This window comes from Candidatus Lernaella stagnicola, from assembly GCA_030765525.1.
Classification (GTDB): domain Bacteria; phylum Lernaellota; class Lernaellaia; order Lernaellales; family Lernaellaceae; genus Lernaella; species Lernaella stagnicola.
The window spans coordinates 100302-124603 of the sequence record JAVCCK010000015.1; the positions used below are offsets into that span (position 1 = coordinate 100302).

Here is a 24302-nt window from a genome sequence, read left to right on the forward strand (position 1 = left end):
GGATTACTCTTGTCGGTTGTTCAACGCGTTTGCCTACGACTGGCGTGTTTGGGTTAAAGCGCCGTCCAACGCCTCTTCGGTTTCGCGCGCGATTCGCTCCACCAACTCGGCGACGGTCGGGATGTCGTCGATGCGGCCGACCGACTGCCCGATGGTCAGCATCGCCTCATCCACGTTGCCGTCGGCCCAGACCTGCTTGGCGCGTTGGCCGGATATCAGCGGGAAAAGCTGCGAGAAGTCACCGCCCGTGGCCTCGATTTCGTCGACCTGTTCCATGATCTTGTTGCGCAGCGCGCGCACCTGCAGGCCGAAGGGCGCCAGCAAGGTTTGCAGATTCAGCGACGTGTCGCGCTCGCTTTTCTCCAGCAGCGTCCGGTAGATGTTCTCGTGAATGCCGCTGTCTTTGGTGGCCAGAAAGCGCGTGGCCATCATCATGCCGTCGGCGCCCAGGGCCAGAACGGCCGCCAGCGACTTACCGTCCACCATGCCGCCCGCCGCGATCACGGGGATATCCACCGCCGCAACGGTTTTGGGCACCAGGACGATCGTCGAGACGTTATCCTTGTGCGGGAAACCGCCTTCTTCGAAGCCCGCGATAGTCACGGCGTCGTAGCCGACCTCCTGCGCGTGCGCGGCGTGCTTGACGGTGCCGACCTTGTGCAGCACCTTCACGCCCGCTTCCTTGGCCATCGGCAGGTACTCGGGGCCCAGGAATGTGTCGACCGGGGCGCCGGCGATTTCGATGCCGGCCACTTTTTTCTCGCAGCAAACGCGGAAAAAATCCTGCAGCAACTCGACCGGCAGCCGAATCGACGGCATGGTCGTGATGTTGATGATGAAGGGCTTATCGGTCAGTTCGCGGGTGCGGTCGACGGCGGCACGCAGGTCGTCGCCGGTGTCGTAGTTGCCGGAGGTCAGATTCCCCAGCGCGCCGGTGTTGCTGATCGCGGCGGCCAGTTCCGGCTTGGCGATCCACAGCATCCCGCCGCACATGATGGGGTATTGAATGCCGAACAGTTCGGTCATGCGCGTTTTCATAGTTTCCTCGTTTGGTTGAATTCGCACGGCATCCTACACGATCGACGTCAAACCACAAAGACCGCGCTTGGGGGAGGGGCGCGTTGCATCCTTGGCGGGAAACAAGTAAAACGCGCCCCATGAGTATTTTCACCGCCGAAAACCTGCACTTGGCTTTTGGGCCCAAGCCGATCCTAGACGCCGCGGGTTTCATGGTCAGCGCCGGGGAGCGCATCGGGGTCGTCGGGCCGAACGGCACGGGCAAGTCGACGCTGTTTCGCATCATCATCGGCGCTCAGGAGTTGGACGGCGGGCGGCTGCATTTCGCGCGGGGTGTGTCGGTGGGGTATCTGCCGCAGGACATCCTGGAGGTCGGACGGGCGCCGCTGTTGCAATCGGTGCTCGAGGCCGTGCCGGGCAAGGCGGATCTCGAAACGCGGCTGACCGACTCCGAGGCGGCGCTGCACGAAAGCGAAGACGCCGACGAACAAATGGAGTTGGCGCAGCGCATTGCCGACCTGCACGTCCATCTGGATCAGTTCGAGGCGGAATACAGCGAGTACGAAGCGGAACGAATCCTGATGGGCCTCGGTTTCAAAACAGCGGATTTCCGGCGCTCGCTGAGCGAGTTTTCCGGCGGCTGGAAAATGCGCGCGGCCCTGGCCGGTCTGCTGTTCAAGCGGCCCGACCTGCTGCTGCTCGACGAGCCGACCAACCACCTGGACATCCCCAGCGTCAACTGGCTCAACGAGTTTCTGCTCAGCTTTCGCAACGCCATCATGCTCATCAGCCACGACGGCGAGTTTCTCAACAAGCAGGTCAAGCGCATTCTGTCCTTCGAGGTGGAGGGGCTGCGCAGCTATCCCGGAGATTACAATCGATACCGCGAGCTTCGCGATCACGAAATCGACGTGCGCCGGGCGGCGCGTAAAAATCAGGATGCGGAAATCCGCCAGGCCCGGCACTTCATTCGCCGCTTTCGCGCCAAGGCCAGCAAGGCGCGGCAGGTGCAAAGCCGCATCAAACAACTCGAGAAAATGGAGATTGTCGAAGTCGACCACGGGCGGCAGGAATTGAGATTTTCCTTCCCGCCCAGCGAACGCATCGGCAAAATCGCCGTCCACGTGGAGAATGTCACCCAGCGTTTCGGCGAGCTGGTGTTGTACGACGGCCTCGATGCCGCCGTGTCCCGTGGCGACCGCATCGCGCTGATCGGCTACAACGGCGCCGGCAAAACCACCTTGCTGCGCATCATGGCCGGCGACCTCACGCCCACCGCGGGCACGGTTGAATGCGGCAGCAACGTGAAGCTTTCTTACTACGCGCAACATCGGCTCGACCGCCTGGACCGCAGCCGCACCGTGCTCGACGAAGTATGGCGCGTGAGCCCCTCGCTCAGCCAAACGGCCGTGCGCACGATTTGCGGCGCGTTCCTTTTTTCGGGAGGCGATGTCGATAAATCGGTGAGCGTGCTCTCCGGCGGCGAACTGGCCCGCGTCAGCCTGGCGCAGTTGTTGGTCAACCCCGGCAACGTGTTGTTGATGGACGAGCCGACCAACCACCTGGATCTGCTGTCCACCGAGGCACTGGCCGAAACCTTGGAAACCTTCGACGGCACGTTGGTGTTCGTCAGCCACAACCAGGCGTTCATCAACCGCATCGCCAACAAGGTGTGGGATCTGGAAAACGGTGAATTGCGCGTATACCCGGGGAATCTCGCCGACTACCGCTATCACTTGAGTGTGCAGGAGGAAAAGGAAAACGAGAGGGCGGAACGCGCCAAGTCGAGTTTAGAGGCTGCGCCCAGCGACGCGGACTCGGTCCCCGATAACAAACAGCGTCACGAACAGCGCAAGCGGATCAATCGCGAGCGCACGCGACTGGAGAGGCTGCAACGCGAGGCGGAGGACAAAGCTGCGGAACTCGAGAACCGCATCGCCAAAATGGAAGCTCGTCAGGCCGAGTTGGAGGCCAAACTGGCCGATCCGGGTACCTACGAGGATCCCGACCGATACAACAAGCTGCTGGCCGAATACGAAGAGATAAAAGGAAAGATCACCGAACTGACCGGTCGTTGGGAACACCAACTCAAAAGCGCGGACAAAGCATCCGCCAAACTTGACCGCCTACCGACTGTTTAAATCTAACTTATAGAAATGATAAAATAATATCCGCTATCACTGCCATTTGCACACAAACATGCCAAAATACATGTTAAATGGTCGCTTTCAACCCGCAGGATCGGTTCTATAAGGCGTTCCAGGCATAAACCGAACACGTTCGCATTTAGGGAATCGGTGTGCATCTGTCGGCAGCTAACGATTGCGCACCAGGCAATCAACCATTGATTCGCAATGTTGTAAAAGGTATAATTGGTAAAATTAAAGAGTAGATAAAATAGCAAAAGAGATAGGACTAGGCGTCCCGGAGAAGCGAAACGATCAGTCGGCATCGGTCGGCGTTCTCAGCGCGGAGAAGATCGCAGCCCCGGCGCGAGGAGATGGAACCTCTGAGAAATCGGCTACGTCGAGCCAACCGCAGTACTGCGGAAATCCGAGAGGGGAAACATGCGACGCAAGACCTCCGTTCAGTTGTTTTTATGGGCGTTAGTTCTCGTTTTCTTGATGTTGCTCTTGGCCTGCAAGACAAGCGACGGCAACCGGGAGGGCGATGAGGCGGCCCACGATACCCCCCGATGGATACAAGCCGTCAATCTTCCGTGGGACTCCTACGGTACGACGTTCGGCATTGCCCCTTGGGGATACCTAGGGCTGGCATCGCAGGGACCCTCTGGTTGGCGTTGCGAAACCAAGCCGGGTTTCCAGGGGTGTCAGAAGCTTTTCTGGGATCAGAATCGTTTGGGTGTGAACGTGAAGCTCCGGGCACGGGATGAGAATTTCGCCCACGCCCTCACGTTCTTTTGGTTCGATGAAATGGCGAGTCTCGGCAAAGGGGAGTTTCTGGACCTGGCCGGCAAAACGGTTACCTGTAACGTGTATTTCCAGCCCAGCGCGGGCGGTTTGTCCAAAACGCCCAACGGCGCGGTTTTGTTTCTGCAGGACGAAAAATGGAACTGGCTCGAATCGGATTGGTGGAACATTGAAGGTGGTGGGAGCAAGCAACTTTCCCTCACGCTCGACCATACCGGTGATTTCGACGCCACGAAAGTTCGCGCGGTCGGCGTCAAGGTTTCCACTAATGAAAAAGCGCCTGCATCCTATTCCTATGAAGGCGACTTTTATATTGAAAATGTGACGATTCCGGCCATGGAGCCCGTCACATTCACGTTCGATACCGCCGAAACGCGCACGGAAAACGAGCTAAGGGACATCGCCGGTCTCGGGGCCAAGGCGCTCCGGCTTTGGGTTTTCGCGGACGGTCGGTCGGGTCTGGTATTCGACGGCGACGGCAATGTGGTCGGGCTGGATGACAAATTTCTTGCCGATTTCGATGAAGCCGTTCGCGTGGCCGCGTCCAGCGATTTGCGGCTTGTTCCCGTCCTTTTCGATTTCCTTTTGGGCGCGGAGACGAAGATCGAGCACGATGCCGTCACGGGCGCGGAGTATCCACTGTTCGGCCGTGCGGATCTGATCATCGATCCTCAGAAGCGGCGATCCCTGATGGAAAACGCGATAAAACCCCTGTTTGAACGATTCGGTGCAAGCGAAGAGATAATCGCGTGGGAACTCATGAACGAACCCTGCTGGCTGTTGAGCAACAACGAAAACCATGTCGTCATTCCAGACGGCAAGCGGCCTTCCGAAATCAAGGAAGGCGGAGCGGTGACCTTCGCTCAAATGCACGCGTTTTTCGCCGCGATCATCGCCCAATACCCCTCGGACCGAGGTGGGTACGATCACGTTTTCACGATCGGCAGCGCCAGTCACCGATGGGTTGATCAGTGGTCGGATCTGAAACTCGGAATTGCGCAGTTTCACTTATGGAACGGCACGGGGCAGATCGATGAAGGCCTCAGCTTGCCTGAAATCGGGAAGCCGACGACTGATCTGCCTGTAGTTGTGGGGGAATTTGACGGCAGAGAGCAGTGCCGGGAAGTATTGGATGATGCGCTTGCGTTGGGGTACGCGGGTGCCTGGCCGTGGGCGTATCGATCCAAAGACGCCTACAGTTTGCCGACGCTCGGGGACAATTGCCGCGAGGCCATGCGGAGCTTTGCGGTAGAACACTCCGATATCCTCAATTTCGAATGAGCTTCCATCCTCCACCGAACGATTTGTAAGGAAATCAGCCGGTTTGGCGACTTCTAATGAAAGGAGTTCGCCATGAAAACACCCTACGGCCACCGACGATTCCCGAGGGGAGAAACTTTCGGGATCCTGCTTGTCGGTCTTGTCGTGTTCGCCTTCATCGCCCTGGCGGCAGGCGGGATTTCTGCCGGCGCGGAGGACGATTCGGACACGTCAAGTGAAAACTCAAACAATGGTGCCAAAATGACTGATAAAACAAAGAAAACGGATAGCGAATGGAAAGGGTTGCTCAGCGCGGAAGAATACCGGGTTCTGCGCAAAAAGGGCACCGAACGCGCTTTCTCGGGCGAGTTCTGGAAACACAAAGACACCGGTGTCTACGTTTGTGCCGGATGCGGTACGCCGCTGTTTTCCTCCGATCATAAGTTCGTTTCGGGGACCGGTTGGCCGAGCTACTGGCAGCCGATTGACGCAAACAGCGTCCGATTGGAACGCGATGGGACGCTGGGAATGGCCCGAACGGAAGTGTTATGCGGCGCATGCGGCGGTCATCTGGGCCATGTGTTCGACGACGGCCCGGCGCCGACCGGTCAGCGCTACTGCATCAACTCCGTTTCGCTGGATTTCACGCCGGCCGAATCCGACCAGCAGAAGTAGCTCGACCGCGGCAAGTTGCGTAATGACGCGAAATCGGCTAACGAAATTGGCGACCCAGCGCAAGGTGGTACGCCATGTCCGATTCCCGTCAACACTCCGCGTCCGTGACTATCGGCCGATTTCAACTTCTGCCGCTTCACATGTCTTGGAACCGCGATCACGGAAGGTACGCTTGGCATAAGGACGCCGACGGCTTCCTCGCCGAAACGCCCGTTGGACCGGTTCGGTTGACCGTCACCGAAATCGAGGGCTCGAGGATTCGCCGGGTGCAAGTCGCGTTTCAGCCGCGGCTTCGGCATCGTTTGCATCAACTTGAAATCCGTTACGCGACGCCCGCGGTGGATCCCGACTACGTGTGGGCCCCGTATCTGCGGCCGCGCCACGATTTCGTCATTGCCGACCAGGTTTTTCGCTCGCCGCTGCTGCATGCGGAAAAGGACGGTGAGCGCTGGGGGCTGGTTCCCGATTTGGCGACGTGGCCGGGAGAGCACCGGGCGGTTCTGGATTTCCTGCGCGAGGGCGCGTCCGGCGCTTGCGAGATGGCGCACGGCGTCGGCGGGTGGAAGACCACGGGGCACGTATTTTTTCGCCGCGCCCGCAACGGCAAATGGTGCGAGGTCGGCGACGAATTTCGTTTCGGCCACTACCTGCTCGACGGAATGAACATCGAGCAATCCGCTTCATTTATTTGGCGAACGTTCGGCGATCCGCAGCGCACGCTTCCGCTGGTGCTGCCGTTGGAAGAGTACGAAGCGGCGGCGCTCGAGCGCATGTTCGCGCCGGACATGTATCACGAATTCGATGGCGGCGGGCGGCCGGTGGGTGCGATGATTACGCAGACGATCACCGCGCGCCGGACGCCGAAGTTGATGGGCAAAAAGGGCGTCGATTCGTACTTGCGCAACCAGGGCCGACTCGTCGGGCTGATGCGCCTTATCCAAACGACGCTGTTTACCAACGCGGCCGGTTACCGGTTGCTCAAATCGATTTTGCACGCCGGATTTCTAGACGTTCTGCCGATGGCTTCCTTCCAATGTTGGTTCAATCAAGTACGCACGGCGTTGGGCGTCGCGCTCGTTTCCCGGCGGGGACACGGCGAAGTGTTCCTCGAACGGGCTCAGCGGATTGTCGAACTCGCGCTGCAAGCGCCGTTGGAGCAAGGCTTGATGCCCAGCGTGTGTCTGTTTCCGGAGGGGGAAATCCGCTGGATGCGCGGCACGCGGGCGTTTGAAATCGTCGACCGCTTCCACCTGCCGGACAATGCCGTCACGGCGTTTCATCTGCTCGAGTGGTACGAGACGGTCGCCGCAGAGGATCGCATTTTGGCCCGCTGCCGAGAGATCGGCGACACGCTTCTGGAATTGCAGCATGACGACGGCTCGGTTCCCTCGTGGGTCACGCCGCAAGCGGGCGGTTGGGACGTGGATCCAACGCTCGCCCGCAGCGCGGCAAGCGCCGCACCGGCCATGTTGTGGGCGCGCTTGGCCCGCGTGACGGGAGAAGAAACCTACCGCGACGCCGCGGCCAAGGTCGTGGACTTTCTAGATCGCGAAGTCATGCCGGCGGATCAATGGTTCGACTACGAGCTGCGTTACTCCTGCGCGGGGCGGCACACGGACGAGCACGGCGCCGATCCGTTTACCGGTACCTGGCCCATGAACACGCTTAGCATGTACTGGGCGGCGCGGGCGGCGCTTGACCTGGCGACGGACACGCACGAGTCGCGCTTCCTGGATTTTGGACGGCGGGTGATGGCGCGCCTCAACCTCTTCCAACAGGTTTTCGATCATCCGCATCTGGGCGCCGACACCTACGGCGGTTTTGCGGTGATGAACGCCGACGCCGAATACAACGATGCGCGGCAGGGCTTGTTCGTGCCGCTGTACCTCGATTGGTATCGTGCCACCGGGGAGGCAGAGTGGCGCGAGCGCGGTTTGGCGGCGCTGCGGGCGTGTTTCATGACGATGTGGATTGAAGAAAATCGCGTCGTTGCGCCCGGCAACATGCGTTGGTATCGACCGGAATATCGCGGCGCGATTCTGGAAAACTACGCGCACTCCGGTCGCGACGAAGGTCCCGCCGGATACCTCTCGCCCGATTGGGGCGGCGGCACGGCGTTGTACGCTTCGGGGCTGGCGGCCCAAGCGGAAGAAGCCGAGGAAAGCCGGAAATAGCCGCCTTGACGAGCTATCGGTCGTGATTTCACAATTGCGGATCACTTAAAGATTACGAAAGGCGTAGGCCATGACTTTGAAGGCGGGGCGTCCGCTTATTTTCGGGGAAGTGTTGTTCGACGTTTTCCCGGACGGCACGGAAGTGCTGGGCGGCGCTCCCTTCAATGTTGCCCGGCATTTGCAGGGATTCGGCGAGCGTCCGCTGATGATCACCGGCGTGGGCGACGATGCGCGCGGGCAAGCGATTCTGGAATGCATGACTTCGTGGCAGATGGATATCCGCGGCGTGCAGGTCCTCAAGCCATGGCCGACGGGAACCGTCGCCGTGCATTTCAAGGACGGCGAACCGCACTACGACATCGAGGCGGATCGCGCTTACGATCACGTTGAATCCGGCTCGGCGCGTGAGGCGGTGGGCGGTCAGTCGATCTCGGTTTTGTACCACGGCACGTTGGCGACGCGGCACGAGCAGGCGGCGCAAACTCTGGCGGACCTGGTGTCCGACACCGGAGCGCCGCGCTTTGTCGATGTGAATCTGCGTGATCCGTGGTGGGCGATGCATGAAGTCTGGACGGGTATCGAAGCGGCGAATTGGGCGAAAATGAACGAAGCCGAGTTGCGGCTCTTGCACGGCGGCGAGGGCCCCTTGCGAGAGGCGGCCGTCGATGTTCTCGAGCGCGCGATGCTCGACGGCCTCGTGGTGACGCGCGGCGAACACGGCGCGTTGCTCGTGCGCGGCGAGGCGGAAGTGCTCGAGGAACCCGCGGCGGCGGTGACCGATTTGGCCGATACCGTCGGTGCGGGCGACGCCTTCAGCGCCGTGCTGTTACTCGGTTTTCTCCGCGGCTGGCCGCCGGCCGACACGTTAGCGCGCGCCTCGCAATTTGCCGCTGAAATATGCGGGCACCGCGGCGCATTACCCCGCGACGCCGCTTTGTATGAGCCCTTTGCACACGAATGGAGGATTGCATGAGTCATCTTGAACGCCGCGTAACATGGGGCGCGCTGATCTGCATCGGCATCGCCTTGTTGCTCCTTTCCGGGTGCAAGGAGGACGTCGGCGCGGGAGACACGGCTTGGAACGAGTACGTCGCGCCGTATCGTCACTCGCTCGAAGTGGAGGGCTTGGAGCTTCATTACATCGACATCGGCCGCGGCAAGCCGCTGGTGCTGATTCACGGCTTTGCTGACTCGACCTATTGCTTTCACGAGAACCTCAAGCCGCTGGTGGAGGCAGGATATCGAGTCATTCTGATCGATCAGCCCGGCATGGGGCGTTCGGAAATCCCCAGCGACGACTACACATATTCCATCGAGAACCAAGCGGCGGGCGTTGCCGGCCTCGTCGAGGCATTGGGCGTGGACCGCTATACGATCGGCGGCAGCAGTATGGGCGGCGGCATCTCGCTCTACCTGGCGCTGACCAAACCCGAATCGATCGAGCGGCTGATCCTCTTCGATCCGGCGTGCTTCGATCTCGGCCGTCATGGAATGATGCCGTTTGCGGAACGACCGGGACTGCGCGACGTCATTGGAGCGGCGACCGGGCGTTGGGCGGTCGGCATGGCGCTGCAGGATGTCTACTACGATCGCCGTAAAGTCACCGTCGAATTGCTCGACGAGTACGCACGCCCACTCGACAAAGACGGATATCGAAAGGCGCTGATTCGCCTGCTGACCGAGTACCATTCGCCCCGTTTCAAATGGATGTCCATGAATTATTCCGCCCTGACAAAACCGACGTTCATCTTCTGGGGGCGCCAGGATAGATGGGTGCCGTTGGAGTTCGGACGACGTTTGAACGCGGCGCTGCCGAACTCGCACCTGGAAATTATTGATAAGAGCGGCCACTTGCCGCATCAGGAACGGCCGGAGCTGGTTAACCCGCTACTGCTCGACTTTTTGCGCAATGGCGAGTGAAGCGATTTGCACAAGCAGGTGAGTGCGTCGGTGGACGAGGGCGCGACCCTGTTGCTCGGCGGCGAGGTGCCCAAGGGTCCGGGTTTCTTCTACCCGGCGACCTTGCTCACGAATGTGACGCCCGGCATGACCGCGGCGAAGCGTTGGTTCCCGAAATCGAGGCCGGGAGCGTGTTCGTCAACGGCATGGTGAAATCCGATCCGCGCTTGCCCTTCGGCGGCGTCAAAAGTTCGGGCTATGGTCGCGAGCTTTCGCAGGAAGGCATTCGGGAGTTCGTGAACGTAAAAACGGTGTGGGTTGGCGAGGCGGATTAGTCCTCGTCAAAAGTGTACGACAGCGAGTACATGTTGCTTTCGACCGCCGTGCGGATACGCTTCCGGCTCTGCGCACCTTCCAAACTACGATGAAACAGTTTGAGCATCGCCTTGTTGCGCGCCAGCACTTCGACGCGAAAACCGACAATTTCCGCGCCCGCCTTCGCAATCGTCGTGAGGTGTTCGAGCAGCGCCGTGCCGATGCCGCGACGGCGGTACTGTTCATGGACGGTGAAGGCGCATTCCGCGATATTGGTTTGCGGGTTGCGGTGGTAACTCGCCACGCCCAGCAAGCGCTCCCTCCCGACCTGCCCAACGGTGGCGACGACTGTCATCTTATTGCGGTAATCCACGATGGTTTCCGGGTGCACGCGGCGGTGTGGGAAGCGGCCGTCCTCGCTGTTGAATCGCAAGGCGAGATTCTCCGGTGAGAGCGAATAATAGAGTTCCTGCAACAGGGCTTCATCGCGTGGGCGGATCGGTCGCAGGTGAACGACGGTGCCGTCACTGAGGGCGATATCCTTGCGCCAGTGGTCCGGATAGAGGCTGCTTTTAGGCAAGCGCTGATCGGCGTACACGTAGTGCAATTCCTTGGCGCGTTCGAGCAGGCTGTCGCGGAAGGCCGGGTGCGCGATCTCGATCAATGCCATCGTGCGTTCGCGGATGCTTTTGCCGTAGAGGTACGCGATGCCGTACTCGGTGACGACGTAATGCACGTCGCTACGGGTGAGCACGACGCCCGCGCCGGGAGTCAGTGTCGGCACGATGCGCGAAACGGCGTCGTTTTTCGCGGTCGCCGGCAGAACGATGATGGGTTTGCCGCCCGCGCTGCGCGCCGCGCCGCGCATGAAATCCACCTGCGATCCGAAGCCGCTGTAGAAACGGTGGCCGATGGAGTCGGCGCAAACCTGGCCGGTGAAGTCGATTTCCAGCGCGCCGTTGATGGCGGTCATCTTGTGGTGGCGGGCGATCACCACCGGGTCGCTGGTGTAGTCGGCGGGGTACAATTCGAAACGCGGGTTGTGGTGCAGATATTCATACAAGCGCCGCGACCCCACGCAGAACGAGGCGACGACCACGCCGTCGTGCTGTCCCTTGCAGCGGTTGGTGACGACGCCGCGTTCAATCAGGTCGATCAGGCCGTCGGAAAACATCTCGGTATGCACGCCCAGATCGCGTTTGTCGCCTAAGTGGCGGAGGATGGCGTTCGGGATTTTGCCGATGCCGATTTGCAGCGTGGCTTCGTCTTCCACGAGGCGGACGACGTGCTGCGCGATGCGCTCGCTGATTTCGCCGGGCTCGTCCCAGGCGAACTCCAACAGGTCTTCCTCGAAGGGCACGACGGCGTCCAATTCGTCGATGGCCACGAAACTGTCGCCGCCGATCCAGGGCATGCGCGGGTTGACCTGCGCGATCACGAAGCGCGCGCTTCGCACGGCGGCTTTCACGGTTTCGACCGAAACGCCGAGGCTGCAGCGGCCGGCCTCGTCGGGCGGCGTCACCTGAATGAGCGCGGCGTCGATGACGAGTTGGCCGGTGCGCATCAGCCGCGGGATCTCCGAGAGGGTGATCGGGGTGTAGTCGGCCAGACCGCTGGCGACGGCCGCGCGCGTGTTCGAGCCGATGAAGAAGCAATTGAAGCGGATGTTCTCGGCCAAGCGGGGGTCGTCGAAGGAGACCTGGCTGGAGCCGAGCAGGTGAATCACTTCGACGTCGGCGAGCCGCGGTGCGTATTTTCGTAGCTCGCGCAGTAGGTGCCGTGGTTCGGCGCACGCCGAAGAGACAAAAAGCCGGTCGCCGGGGCGAATGCGGGCGAAGGCTCGCGCCGGGGTCACGATTTTATTCGTTTGGCGAGCCAGGCGGTCCCGCCAATCGGGATCACGGCCCGGTTGAGAAATCGTGATCGGGGGGTCGCGCTGCAAGGGCATACCCAATCTCCGACGGCAACTCACCGTACAGTTTTCTTCTTTACTCTATCAAAACTTCGTTACGGCGGCGCGAAAATCAAGAAGGCGGCCGATTAACGGACGCGACCGGTGAATCTCGTCCGTTTGGGATTGCGCCTTCAAACAAGGGCGATTTCTATGTAAAAAGGATTTGGTTTTTTCGCGGCACAACACGCCGGACAGCGGGAGGAGGGCGTGCCCATGAGATTTCCGATTTTTGTTGCGGTGATTTTGACTCTTTGTTGCCCGGCGCTCGCTGCGGCGCAGCTTGCGGTGTCGGCGGATTTCTACGTCGCGCCGGACGGCGACGACGTCGGCGACGGTAGCCGTGACGAGCCTTTCGCCACACCGGCACGCGCGCAACAAGCCGTGCGGGAATTGGTTGCCGCCGGCCTCGACCACGCGGTGCTCGTCTATTTTCGAGAGGGCATCTATCCCTTCGACGCGCCGTTGGCCTTCGACGTAACCGACTCAGGCTCCGAGCAATACGGGGTTACCTACGCGGCGTATCCCGGCGAGGAAGTCTCGTTCAACGGTGGCGCGCGGCTGCTTGCCGAGTGGTTCGCGCCGGTGACGGACGCGGCGATCCTCGACCGCCTCTTGCCCGAAGCGCGCGACGAAGTGCTGGTCGTGGATTTGCCCGCGCATGGCGTTACCGATTACGGCGAACTGTTTCGCCGCGGTTTCAATTTCGATAACGGGCCGCTCGATGACGACACGCCGCCCGCGGGTTTGGAGATATTCGTCAACGGCCGGCCTTTGCAGCTCGCCCGCTATCCGAACGACGAATACCTGCGTGTGGCCGCAGCGCCCGGCGGGCCGGAGACATTGCAATTTCGGTATTCCGGTGACCGCCCCGACCGCTGGACCGAAGCGGCGGACCCCTGGTTCTACGGCCATTGGAACGCGTTTTGGGCGGATTGTTTCTTCCCGGTCCAGAGCATTGATACCGCCACGCGCACCGTGAATATCAAGCCGATCAGCGAAGAGGAAATCGAGCGGTGGGGCTGGAACGAAGGCGACGCCTGGGGCAACTACGGCATCGAGCCCTCGCGGCCGTATTTCGCGTTGAACCTGCTGGAAGAAATCGACGTGCCGGGCGAGTGGTACTTGGATCGTGAAGAGGGGCTGCTCTATGTGTACCCGACCGCTGATTTTGCGACGGCGGATATTTTCGTTTCGCTCGCGGACGAACTGCTGCAACTGGACGGCGCGGCGCATCTGACGTTCGAGAACCTCACCTTCGAAGTCGTGCGCAATATGCATTTCAAAGTGTCCGACGGCGTGGATGTCGCGTTTCACCGCTGCACCTTCCGCGACGCGGGTTCCGCCGTGGGCCGCGTCATCGGTGAGGCCAGCGGCATCGACAGCAGCCATATCTACGGCATCGGCGGGACGGTCGTGGGTCTCAAGGGCGGCGATCGCTACGACTTGATCGAAGCCGAAAACTATCTGACCAATTCCCACATTCACGACTACGCGTTCTATGCCCGCATGGGCACGATGGCCGTCAACGTCCGCGGTGTCGGGCAGATCGTGGCACACAACTTGATTCACGACGCGCCCCACATGGCGGTTCTGTTCAAGGAAAACGAGCATACCATCGAGAGCAACGAGATTTTCAATCTGTGCTGGGACGCCGACGACGCCGGGACGATCTACGTTGGGCGCGATTGGGGCGCGCGCGGCACGGAAATCCGCCATAACTTCATTCACCACATCAACAGCAGCCTGCACCCGTGGCAGTTCGGCGAATTGGTGGCCGAGGGCGTGCATGGCGTCTACCTCGACGACACGTCGTGCGGCAACTACACCGTCGGCAACGTGTTCTACGAAGTGGACAAACGCGGCGTGATGATCGGCGGCGGCCGCGATAACGTCGTGGAAAACAACATCATGGCCAACATGAACAGCGCCTTGTTTATCGACCGGCGCGGGCTGGCGCGAACGCCGGAGCAGAACGAATCGTTGTGGAACAAGCTCGTGCCCTACAACGTCACCGAGCCGCCGTGGAGCACGTACTATCCCGAGTTGGCGGCGATGTACGACGACCCGACGCCCTACGAACCCGACAACAACCACGTCAACCGCAACATGGCGCACGAGCGACTGTTCTGGGTCGAGCAGGGGTTCTGGGGCAGCAGCGTGTGGGAAGTGCTGATGGGGCTGCCGCTGAGTTTCCTGATTTTCGAGGACAACCTGCCGAATGTGGAAGACCCGGGCTTCGTCGATGAGGCGAACTTGGATTTGAGTTTGCGGCCCGATTCGCCCGCGTACACCATCCCCGGCTGGGAGGAAATTCCTTTCTCCGAGATCGGCTTGATTCTTACGCCGCCGGAACTGGAGATCGCGCTCGCCTCCGACAAGGCCGCCGTGATCCAAGTGCGCGGCATTACCGACCCGTGGGCGTCGATTGCCTCGGCAACCCTCGACGGCCGGGACGTGGCGGCTTCGTTGACGGTCGCCTCCAACGGCATGATCCGTGGGACGATCGATCTTTCCGAGGTGAGCCAGTCGCCGGTCGTGTTGGAGGTGGTCGTGGCCGACCCGAAAGGCCGCACATCCGATGCCGGTTTCTCGAACGAACTTGACGTGCCGGTCGGCGATGATGACGATACAAACAGTGACGACGACGCCGATGACGACACAAACGGTGACGACGACGCCGTCGATGACGACGCATCCGGTGACGACGACGACGCATTCGGCGACGACGACAATGACGACGACGCCGGCTGTGGTTGCTAAAACACCGGCGCGATGAGGTAGCGAGACATCATAAAAAAACTTTTTGCATCATCGTTCCTACTTTTGCTTGCCGCGGCGTGCACCATGACCGCAGCGCGTATCGAGACCTCCGGCGGGGACCGTTTTCATAAAACCGAGTACCGTTCGATTGCCGATGCGGCTACCGGGCTGGAATGGTTCGTCGGCCCAGACCGCAACACCACGGTCGGCCAGGCGCGCGATTTTGCGGCATCGTTGAAGGCAGGCGGCCACCAAGACTGGCGACTGCCAAACGTGCGTGAACTGCGGACGATCTGGACGCCCGGCGCCGGTCCGAAAAATCTGCCGCCGCCCTTCGCGGTTGGGGGCGAGTTGATCTGGACGGGGGAACTATCCGTCTTCGGCTACGTCTACCTGCGATTGGTCAACGGAACGCTCGGTTTCGACACGTTGGCACGCCGCAAGCACGGTTTCCGCGCGTTGGCGGTACGCGGCCCAGCGTTGATCGATCCCTACGCCGTCAGTCCCTGAATCGACTCCGCCATTCTTCCCGCGGCACGACGGCGCGCATGGCGTCGAGCGCGGCCCAAATCGAGGCGGAGGTCCACATCGAGGTTTTGTGGTCGATCGATCCCTTGATCCACCGGCGGTGGCGTTTGACCAGCGGCTTGTTCATGTAAACCCATGTCGTTTGGTGAATCAGTTCCGGCACGAGACCCGCAGGCAGCGCGACGGTAATGCCGCCGACGGTGGTCGGCCCCAGCGGGTAACCGGCGGTCGGAACGATCTGCATCGCGGCGAGCAAGGTAGTCCACGCGAGGCTTTTCAGGGCGTCGTCGTCGCGCGCTTCGCCGAGCCAATACAGATCGGCGGGGGTCGTGAACAGGTAGACGTCGAGGTGGTTGTTCTCAGTGCTGACCAAGGTCAGGCCGCGCGTTCGCAATTTCCATTTGCCGAGCAGAGTTTCATCGGCAAACGGGATATCGACCAGGCTGATCCACGACACGACGAGCCACGCGACTTTTGACGCCGCGTCGAGCCACTGGTCTTCGCCGGTGGTTTCGTGCAGGCGGCGCAGAGCGTGAAGCGTCGCGGTGGCCGCCTCTTTGTCTTCGCAATCGGCGTCGAGCGTGGAGCCGTGAAAACGAAGCGGCGCGACCATCTCCCGCAAAAGAAACTCGCCGGCGCGGACGGCCGCGGCGCGGTAATGCTCAAGGCCCGTGGCGTCAAAAGCGTCCAGCAACGTGGTGACGACGTTGGGCGTGGCGCCGAGGTTGTCGGCCTGCAACGGATGGTGGTCGCGGAAGCGATAGCGGCGGGCGAAGCCGCCTTCGGGCAATTGCAGGTTGACGAGCTGGTCGGCAAGCAGAAGCGCCGCGCGGCGCCAATTCTCGCGTTGCGGATCGACTTGCGCAGCCGCCAACAGATGGCTGATCGCTTCGGCCAAGCGGCGGGTGGCGGCACTGGGATTGTGCGGGTAGACGAGCGGCGGTTCGAAGGTAAACGGTCGGCGCACCGGCAGGCCGAAAAGGTTGTCGCACCAGAAATCGCAAAGTAGGCCGTTTCGCATGCCCGTTTCCAGCCAGGAGTCCAACACCGCCGCTCCCATCGCGGAGGCTTCGGCGTCGTCTTCGCCGCGGGAAATCAGATTCGTTGCATGGGCGAAGGCGGAGCCGGTGAAGGCGGGCTCGCAAATACCGATGACGGGTTTCTCTCCGAAAGTTTCGACGAAGGTATAGAAACCGGCGACCGACCGCGAACTGCGCCGCGGGAAGTAGTGGCTCTTCACGTGGGTGACAATCGCCTTGCGAATTTCGACGACGCTTCGCTCGCCCGCGTAGTCGTTTGACGCGGGCCACATGTCGAGGCCGGTCTTCGCGGCGATTTCAAAGGCGCGATAGGCGTCGTCGGCCTCGCCCCAGACGAGGCGAAAGTTCATTTGCCACTCAGATCCGGTGGCGGCGCGATAGTAACCGACCTGAGGCGCGAGAAGCGTGCGCTTGTCCTGGTAACTGCGCGGCGCTTCCCGAAAAGGTTGGTGCGCCCAAAGGCTGCGAGGGCTAACCCCCATGGCGCCGATGTCGCATTGATCGGGCGCGAGCAGGTAGGGGCCGGTCTGCCGGTAGCCGCGTCGCAAGGGCAGAGCAATGTCGCGCCCGGCCGGCTGTCGACGCAGGAGGGCGATGAAACGACGCGCGTCCGGCAAAAAGGCAATCGCCCCGGGCCACGCGAGGCGGTCGTCACGAAAAGTCCACTGGTTGCCGTGGCGGGTCGAAGGCGCTCCCTTCGCGGTATGCGGGTTACCGTCGATCCAAATGCCCGGGACGTAGTAACGCGGTTGTCGGCCGGGCGGCAAGCAAACGCTTAGCGACTGATTGAGCCCGAGGCTCTCGTCGCCCGCTATGATCTGCGTCGTGAGAAGTAGGTCCACGCCGTGGTCGCCTGCCGCGTCGATCGCCAGCGTAACGAGCGCGCGAGCGCCGCCGCGGAATTCGATTTCAGTTACGAATCCGCCATCGCCGGCACGTTCGAAATGTAAGGGCGGCGCCGTCTCGCCACCGGGGAATGAATCACCGGCCCGATGAAGTTCGAAACCGCCGGCCACCGTTATCGCGAACGCCAAGCCGGGGAGGCTGAGTTCAAGTTCGCCGTGCGGCGTTGCCGTGATTTGCAAGGCCCGGTCTCCAGAAAGTTGTTTCGCCGGAGTGTAGTCCAGGCGACGAAAAAGGGCCATCACCGGTCGGCAATGGCCCTTGTGTACTATGCGATCTTTTTGTCAGCAGCCGCAGGCGCCGCCGCTGCCGTCGCCACCGCCGAAGTCGTCCGGGCCTTCCTCGTCGGTGGTGTCGTCGTCACCCGGCGCCGGTGCGCCGTCGTCGTCGTCGTCGGCCAAGTCGTCATCGTCGTCGGTGACGGTATCGTCATCGGTGCCGGTATCGTCGTCTGTTGAGGTGTCGTCGTCTGTTGAGGTGTCGTCATCGCCGGGCGTGACATCGTCGTCGCCGGGTGTCACGTCGTCGTCGCCGGGTGTCACGTCGTCGTCGCCGGGTGTCACGTCGTCATCGCCGGGCGTAACGTCATCGTCGCCGGGTGTGACATCATCATCATCGTCGTCATCGCCGGGCGTAACGTCGTCGTCATCATCGTCATCATCATCATCGTCGTCGTCATCGTCGTCGTCATCGTCGCCGGGGTCTTCGCAAATATCTTCGTCTTCGATGCACGTCGTGCCCACCGGGCAGGGATCGCCGGCATGCGCGCATTCGTCGGCCACCGGCAGGCAAATGAAGGTTTCGTCGCCGTTGCAGAACAGCCCGTCGTCGACCGGGCACGGATTGCCGGTGTGGCCGCATTCGTCAAAGCCTTCGTCGCAGGCGGCGGTTTCGTCGCCGTTGCAGAAAACGCCGTCGTCAAAGGGGCACGGGTTGCCCGCATGCCCGCACGAGTTGGTCGTCTCGAAACACGCCGAGGTTTCGTCTCCGTTGCAGAACAGAGAGTCGTCAATGGGGCAGGGGTTGCCGGCGTGACCGCATTCGTCGAGGCCCTCGTCACATGCGGCGGTTTCCTCACCGTTGCAGTACAGGCCGTCGTCGATGGGGCAGGGATTGCCGGTGTGGCCGCACTGGTCGAGGCCTTCATCGCACGCGTCGGTTTCATCGCCGTTGCAGTACAGGCCGTCGTCGATGGGGCAGGGATTGCCGGTGTGGCCGCACTCGTTGAGGCCCTCGTCGCAGGCGGCGGTTTCGTCGCCGTTGCAGTACAGGCCGTCGTCCTGAGGGCATGGATTGCCCGCGTGTTGGCTGCAGGTGCCACCGAGGCAGGAGTCTTCGCCGTTGCAGAAGACGCCGTCGTCGCACGAAGTGCCGTTGGCGTCAGACCAACTATCGACGGACAGATCGGGATTGCACTCGAGGCAGGCATTGGCCGGATTGGGCGCGCCATCGGGAATGCAATTGCCGTTGATGACGCAGCCGCACTGCTCGGGGCAATACTCGACCACCCCGCGAAACGCGCCGTTGCCCGGCGAGAGCAGGGCGTCGAGATTCAACCAACCGGCGCTCGGGCTGCCGGACCAGGTGTGGCTTTGGGTGTGGGTGTTGTCGTGCAGTTCGAAGAGGAAAATCGAGGTTTGCTGAAAGCCGATACACCACGCGCCTTCGACAATCGGCTGGTCGAAAGCGGAGTAGGGCGTCACGTCCAGCGAGAACCACTCGCGGTGAGGTGGCTCGAAATTGACCGAATTCCAAACCGGCGATCCATCGGGGCCGTCCCCATCGGCGTCGACGAATACGGCCATTCGCGTGTCTTCGCCGAAGACATTGGAGACGCGCGCGGCGATGTCGGTCAGAAACGACGGGTAATTGTCCGGCAGGAGGCAGGAGACGATGTAGGCGTCCGGAATAATGGGCAGCGTTTGTTCGAAACCGCCATCGTCTTCGATGAGTTCTTCCACCACCGGGTCCATACAGGGATTCGCGAGAATCGCACCGTCTTCCCATGTCGTGGCGTCACCGTCGTCGAAAGAATCCCAAACATAGGATTGCGCCAACACTGACGCGGCGCCGAGCATACACAGCAGAGCACCAAGAAGCAGAGTCCTTTTCATTACCGTCTCCCCCCTTTACCGGCAAACGACGGAGCCGCACCGTCCTCTGCGCGGCGTACGAATCTGTTCGCATAAAACCAGTATTCCTGTATTGCGTGTCTCGCCGGCGGCGAGATGCACTGCAAATAATACCACACGTCGCGTGGTGCGGGAAAACGTAGGTCGAAAAAATTGACCACGAGCCGGGTGGAGTGTTAGCCTGCCAAGCGATCTTCAGGGAGGGCGACTATGACCCCGTGGCAACGGCGGGCGACGATGCAGTTGGCGGAAAGGATTCTTCCGGCCGATGAATTCGAGCGTCTACAAACACTGGAAACCAGCGACAACGGCTTCGGGTACGATGATTTCGGAGTCGAAAAGGAATCGGCGGTACTCGGGTATTGCGTGGCGCGGCTGCTCTATAAGTACTGGTTACGGGTCGAAAGCTTCGGACACGAAAATATCCCGCCGGCGCGGCGCGGGTTGATCGTTCCGAATCACTCGGGCGTGGTGCCGATCGACGGCGGGATGATTTGGTTCGACTTGCTGCTGAAGATGAAAAAGCCACGGCTGATGCGCGCGATGGTCGACAATTTCATGGGTTTCCTTCCTTTTGTGAACACGATGATGTATCGCTGCGGGCAGGTGGTCGGCGCGCGGCGGAATTTCACGGATCTGCTGGACCACGACGAACTCGTCACGGTGTTTCCGGAAGGAACGAGGGGCATCGGCAAGCCTTATTCGCAACGCTATCACTTGGTTCGCTTCAACGTGGGTTTTGTCGAGCTTTCCTTACTGCACCGCGCACCGATCATTCCCACGGCGATCATCGGCGGTGAGGAGCAGGCCCCGATGCTGGGCGATATCAAGCCGCTGGCGCGCATGTTTCAATTTCCCTATTTTCCGATTACGCCGCTTTTCCCCTGGCTGGGTCCGCTGGGAGCTATACCTTTGCCCGTCAAGTATTACATTTACTACGGCGAACCGATGCACTTCTACGAGACCTACAGTCCGGAGACGGTGAACGATCTGGAAACGATCCGCATGCTTGCCACCAAAGTGCAGATGGCGGTGCAGGACATGGTCAACGAAGGCCTGAAGAAGCGGGAGAGCGTTTTCGGCTTTTTCGACGATGACGGCGATGGAAACTGAATCCAATCGATACAGCCGCGAAGCGTTAGAACCCGACTGCGAGGTTGAGTTTTTCAAGGCAACCGGGCCGGGTGGACAACACCGCAACAAGCGCGAAACCGGCGTGCGGCTCCTGCATAAACCAACGCAAATCGTGGTGACGGCGACCGAACGGCGATCGCAGGCGCAAAATCTCGAGAACGCTTACGAACGTCTCGCCGAGAAATTGCGTATTCGCGATACGCCCAAGAAGAAGCGGAAATCTACTAAGCCATCGCGGGGCGCGAAAGAAAAACGCCTCGTAGAAAAGAAAAAACTGAGTGAAAAGAAGGCCGGTCGACTGCCGGTCGAGATGCAAAAATAGGCGCAAACGAGATCTGGTCCTTACAATCGGGAATAAAAGTTATTTAACCCTACAAAACCGGTTGCCTTAGTAGGGATTTATTGATATAGAAGAAACGCTAGAAAAAGTAGCCGCCTCAAAGGGGTCAGAAAATGAGCGCGATTGGAAAAAGAGAGAGAGCTTTTCTAAGCGTAAAATTCGGTAACCGCGTCAACTTCGAACGGCTTGAGCGCAAACTCTACAGTCACGACATCGGCGGTATGCCGAGTCTGGTCAGCCCGTTGGTGGGGGACACGACGCCCGAGGGCATCGTCCAACCGGAGAGCGAAGAAGAGTTGGCACAGGTCATCAAATGGGCGTACGAGAACGGTATTCCCGTGACCCCGCGAGCAAAAGCCTCTTCCGGCTACGGCGGCGTGCTGCCGATCAAGGGCGGGCTGGTGGTTGATTTCTTCCGGCTCAACAAAGTGGTGTCGCTGGATTCGACGGCGAACACGGCCACGGTGGAAGCGGGCATCGTGTGGGAGAAGCTGGAACACGCGTTGGAAAAACAGGGAATGATGCTGCGCCTCTATCCCTCGAGCCTGCCGGGTTCGACCGTCGGCGGCTGGTTCTGTCAAGGCGGCGCGGGTTTCGGTTCTTACGAAGCCGGGTGGTTTCGCGAAAACGTACTGGCCGTGCGGGTCGTATTGCCCACGGGCGAGGTGCGCGATTACTCCGGCGAGGACCTCGACTTGTTTTCCGACGCCGAAGGCGTAACCGGTTTCGTTTCCCAACTCACGATCCGGACGATGCCCAAAGAAGAACTGCGGATCATGGCGGTAGGTTGCCCGAACGCGCACGATCTGCAGGCGATGATTCAGCGCATCATCGAATACAAGCTGCCGATCTGGTCGATGACGTTCATCAATCCGCGTATGGCCGAGCTCAAATCGCGCGCGCCGCTCAAAGAGCACTGGGGCCACCCATCCGAGGAGCGTGTCATTCTGCCGGCCGCTTACGTGACGACCATCGCCTACCGGGCGAAGGACCACGAGGTTATCGCGGGCAACATGGAGGAGATCCTGCGACCCTGCGAAGGCGAGATTCTCTCGGATCGAATCGCGCACCACGAATGGGAGCATCGCTTTCTGTTGATGGTGGTCAAGCGGCTCGGGCCGAGCCTGATCCCGACCGAGGTTGTCGTGCCGCTCGAATCGCTCGGGGACGTATTCGACGAAATCGAGCATAAAATCCACAAGCCGATCGTCAAAGAGGGCGCGGTGATCCGCGAAGGGAGAGACGGCAAGCCGGAAGTTGTCATCCTTGGATTCATTCCGGCCGACCAACGCCGCTTCTCGTTCAACCTGGTATTCCCACTCTCGCTGTCGGTTATCAAAATCGCCCAAAAGCACGGCGGGCGGCCGTATTCGACGGGCCTCTACTTTAAGAATCGCGCCGACGAGGTGTATGGTGCCGAGCGCGTCGCGCGGATGAAAAAATTCAAACGGGAAGAGGATCCCAAGGGCTTGCTCAATCCGGGCAAGGTGTTCGGTTCGGGGTTGCTCAATGTCGCCATGAGCATGGCGCTTTGGATGGAACCGTTGATTCGCCCCTTTGGCAACCAGGTCATCACGAAGGTCGGCGAGCGTCCCCAGCAGGATGTGCGGGGCATTCCGGCCGACGTGGCATGGTACGCGTATAGTTGCAGCCAATGCGGGTATTGCGTCGAGGAATGCGATCAGTTTTACGGCCGCGGCTGGGAGAGCCAGAGTCCGCGCGGCAAGTGGTACTGGTTGCGCGAGTACATGGAAGGCCGGGAGGAATGGAGCCAGTTCATGGTCGACACCTTCCTGGCGTGTACGACCTGCGAACTGTGTAATTTCCGTTGCAGCGCGGCGCTGCCCATCGAACCCTCCTGGATGAAACTGCGCGGTAAGATCATCAACGAAGACAAGGGCCTGACCTTCCCGCCGTTCTACATGATGCAGGCGGCTTCGAGGAAGGAAGGGAACATTTGGGCCGGTTACCGCCGCGATCGCGACGCGTGGTTCCCCGAGGAACTGCGCGAACAGCACATGGGGAAGAAGTCGAAAATCGTTTACTTCGCAGGCTGCACGGCCAGTTTCGTGGAGGATGACATCGGCATTTCCTCTGCGCACTTGCTGCACGACGCGGGTGTGGAATTCACGTTCCTGGGCAAGAAGGAGAATTGTTGCGGCACGCCGATGCTGGCGGCCGGCCTGTGGGACACTTTCGAACTGATCATGAAGCGCAACATTGAAGCGGTAAAAGCGGCCGGCGCGGATACGGTCATAACGTCGTGCCCGGCCTGCGACATGATGTGGCGCAAGGTTTACCCGGAGTGGGCCGCGAGGCGAGGCATCGAATATGGCCTTACGAGCCGTCACTACAGCGAAGTCGTCGCGGAAAAGCTCGATAGCGGCGAGTTCACCTTCCCGGAAAACGGTCAGGAGAAGCAGAAGGTCACCTGGCACGATAGTTGTCACATGGGGCGGGTATCAGGTGTGTACGAAGAACCGCGACGGATGATTCAAGCCATCCCCGGCGTCGAGTTCGTCGAGATGACGCACCACCACGACGAAGCGCACTGCTGCGGCAGCGTGCTCACGCTGATCAAGGACCCGGAAGTCGCCCACGACATCGGAAAAACCCGCTTGGACGAAGCGGTGGAAGTCGGCGCGCAGAAGGTTCTGGCCGCGTGTCCCTGCTGCCAATTCCAGTTACGCGTTTCGGCCGACAAGCGTGACGTTCCGATCGAGGTCGTTGACCTGGCGCACTTCGCCGCCGAGGCGCTCGGCCACGAGGTGCCGGACCCGAACGACAGCGTGCGCGCCTACTGGGCCGTGTTCGAGAAGATGATTCCGCTGATGACCCCGCGCGGCTTCGCCGACCTCATGCAAACCATGTGGCCGGAGCTCATCGGGGCGATGCCCTACGGGATGGGGCCGATGATGCGCGCGGCGGGCAAGGTCCCCGGCCTGCTGCAACTGATGAAGCCGATGTTCCCGATACTTTTCCCGCGGCTGTTGCCGATGATGCTGCCCAAGGTGATGGACACGATGCTCCAGCGCATCGCCGCCCAGGTGCCGATGCCCGATCACATGAGCGAGCAGATGCCCGAGATGATGCCCGGCATCATGGACAACCTGATGCCGCACATGATCGACGAGGTCGTGCCGCTGGTCTCGCAGCCCTTGATCGATCACTTGCGCGGCAAGAAGCCGGCGGCGCTTGAAGCCTGATTCGGCCCGCTTGAGAAACGTGGGAGGCGTGGTTT

General features: G+C 60.8%; 15 protein-coding genes and 1 pseudogene. 12 read left to right on the forward strand and 4 right to left on the reverse strand.

What is annotated here, in order from left to right:
* Window positions 1-33 precede the first annotated feature (33 nt).
* A complete protein-coding gene (locus P9L99_07385; protein ID MDP8223164.1) occupies window positions 34-1038 on the reverse strand; it encodes a nitronate monooxygenase in 1005 nt (334 codons plus the stop codon).
* Window positions 1039-1157: 119 nt separating this feature from the next.
* On the opposite strand from P9L99_07385, the gene P9L99_07390 reads away from it, so the two are divergent.
* From P9L99_07390 to P9L99_07420, 7 genes and pseudogenes are all read left to right on the forward strand, one after another.
* Window positions 1158-3158: an ATP-binding cassette domain-containing protein gene (locus P9L99_07390; GenBank protein MDP8223165.1), complete on the forward strand. Its 2001-nt coding sequence runs from the start codon at window positions 1158-1160 to the stop codon at window positions 3156-3158.
* A 426-nt stretch (window positions 3159-3584) separates the two neighbouring features.
* Window positions 3585-5228 carry a hypothetical protein gene (locus tag P9L99_07395; protein ID MDP8223166.1) on the forward strand — a complete coding sequence of 548 codons (1644 nt, stop codon included), beginning with the start codon at window positions 3585-3587 and terminating at the stop codon, window positions 5226-5228.
* 240 nt (window positions 5229-5468) lie between these two features.
* Window positions 5469-5882, forward strand: a complete 414-nt coding sequence (msrB, locus tag P9L99_07400; protein ID MDP8223167.1) for a peptide-methionine (R)-S-oxide reductase MsrB — start codon at window positions 5469-5471, stop codon at window positions 5880-5882.
* A 74-nt stretch (window positions 5883-5956) separates the two neighbouring features.
* Complete coding sequence (locus P9L99_07405) at window positions 5957-8056, forward strand: hypothetical protein (protein ID MDP8223168.1); 2100 nt, start codon at window positions 5957-5959, stop codon at window positions 8054-8056.
* Window positions 8057-8126: 70 nt separating this feature from the next.
* Entirely contained in the window at window positions 8127-9029 is a 903-nt protein-coding gene (locus P9L99_07410; GenBank protein ID MDP8223169.1) for a PfkB family carbohydrate kinase, read from the forward strand.
* A complete protein-coding gene (locus P9L99_07415) occupies window positions 9026-9976 on the forward strand; it encodes an alpha/beta hydrolase (protein MDP8223170.1) in 951 nt (316 codons plus the stop codon). Before P9L99_07410 ends, P9L99_07415 begins: the two co-directional genes overlap by 4 nt.
* Window positions 9977-10042: 66 nt before the next feature.
* Window positions 10043-10290: pseudogene (locus P9L99_07420) on the forward strand (aldehyde dehydrogenase family protein).
* Here P9L99_07420 and P9L99_07425 read toward each other — a convergent pair.
* Entirely contained in the window at window positions 10287-12218 is a 1932-nt protein-coding gene (locus P9L99_07425) for a GNAT family N-acetyltransferase (protein ID MDP8223171.1), read from the reverse strand. The pseudogene P9L99_07420 and the gene P9L99_07425 overlap by 4 nt on opposite strands.
* Window positions 12219-12437: 219 nt before the next feature.
* Here P9L99_07425 and P9L99_07430 point away from each other — a divergent pair, with 219 nt between their 5' ends.
* Window positions 12438-14984 (forward strand): right-handed parallel beta-helix repeat-containing protein, encoded by a 2547-nt coding sequence (locus P9L99_07430; protein ID MDP8223172.1) that lies wholly within the window; start codon window positions 12438-12440, stop codon window positions 14982-14984.
* 84 nt (window positions 14985-15068) lie between these two features.
* Complete coding sequence (locus P9L99_07435) at window positions 15069-15494, forward strand: DUF1566 domain-containing protein (GenBank protein MDP8223173.1); 426 nt, start codon at window positions 15069-15071, stop codon at window positions 15492-15494.
* Here P9L99_07435 and P9L99_07440 read toward each other — a convergent pair.
* Together P9L99_07440 and P9L99_07445 are read right to left on the reverse strand one after the other, a co-directional pair.
* Window positions 15484-17637 carry a hypothetical protein gene (locus tag P9L99_07440; protein MDP8223174.1) on the reverse strand — a complete coding sequence of 718 codons (2154 nt, stop codon included), beginning with the start codon at window positions 17635-17637 and terminating at the stop codon, window positions 15484-15486. The two genes, P9L99_07435 and P9L99_07440, sit on opposite strands and share 11 nt — an antisense overlap.
* 102 nt (window positions 17638-17739) lie before the next feature.
* A complete protein-coding gene (locus tag P9L99_07445) occupies window positions 17740-19569 on the reverse strand; it encodes a hypothetical protein (GenBank protein MDP8223175.1) in 1830 nt (609 codons plus the stop codon).
* Window positions 19570-19797: 228 nt separating this feature from the next.
* Here P9L99_07445 and P9L99_07450 point away from each other — a divergent pair, with 228 nt between their 5' ends.
* From P9L99_07450 to P9L99_07460, 3 genes are all read left to right on the forward strand, one after another.
* On the forward strand, window positions 19798-20700 hold the full coding sequence (locus P9L99_07450) for a lysophospholipid acyltransferase family protein (protein ID MDP8223176.1): 903 nt from the start codon (window positions 19798-19800) through the stop codon (window positions 20698-20700).
* On the forward strand, window positions 20690-21043 hold the full coding sequence (locus tag P9L99_07455; GenBank protein MDP8223177.1) for a peptide chain release factor-like protein: 354 nt from the start codon (window positions 20690-20692) through the stop codon (window positions 21041-21043). The genes P9L99_07450 and P9L99_07455 overlap by 11 nt, the downstream gene beginning before the upstream one ends.
* A 131-nt stretch (window positions 21044-21174) precedes the next feature.
* Complete coding sequence (locus tag P9L99_07460; GenBank protein MDP8223178.1) at window positions 21175-24267, forward strand: FAD-binding and (Fe-S)-binding domain-containing protein; 3093 nt, start codon at window positions 21175-21177, stop codon at window positions 24265-24267.
* Window positions 24268-24302: the final 35 nt, after the last annotated feature.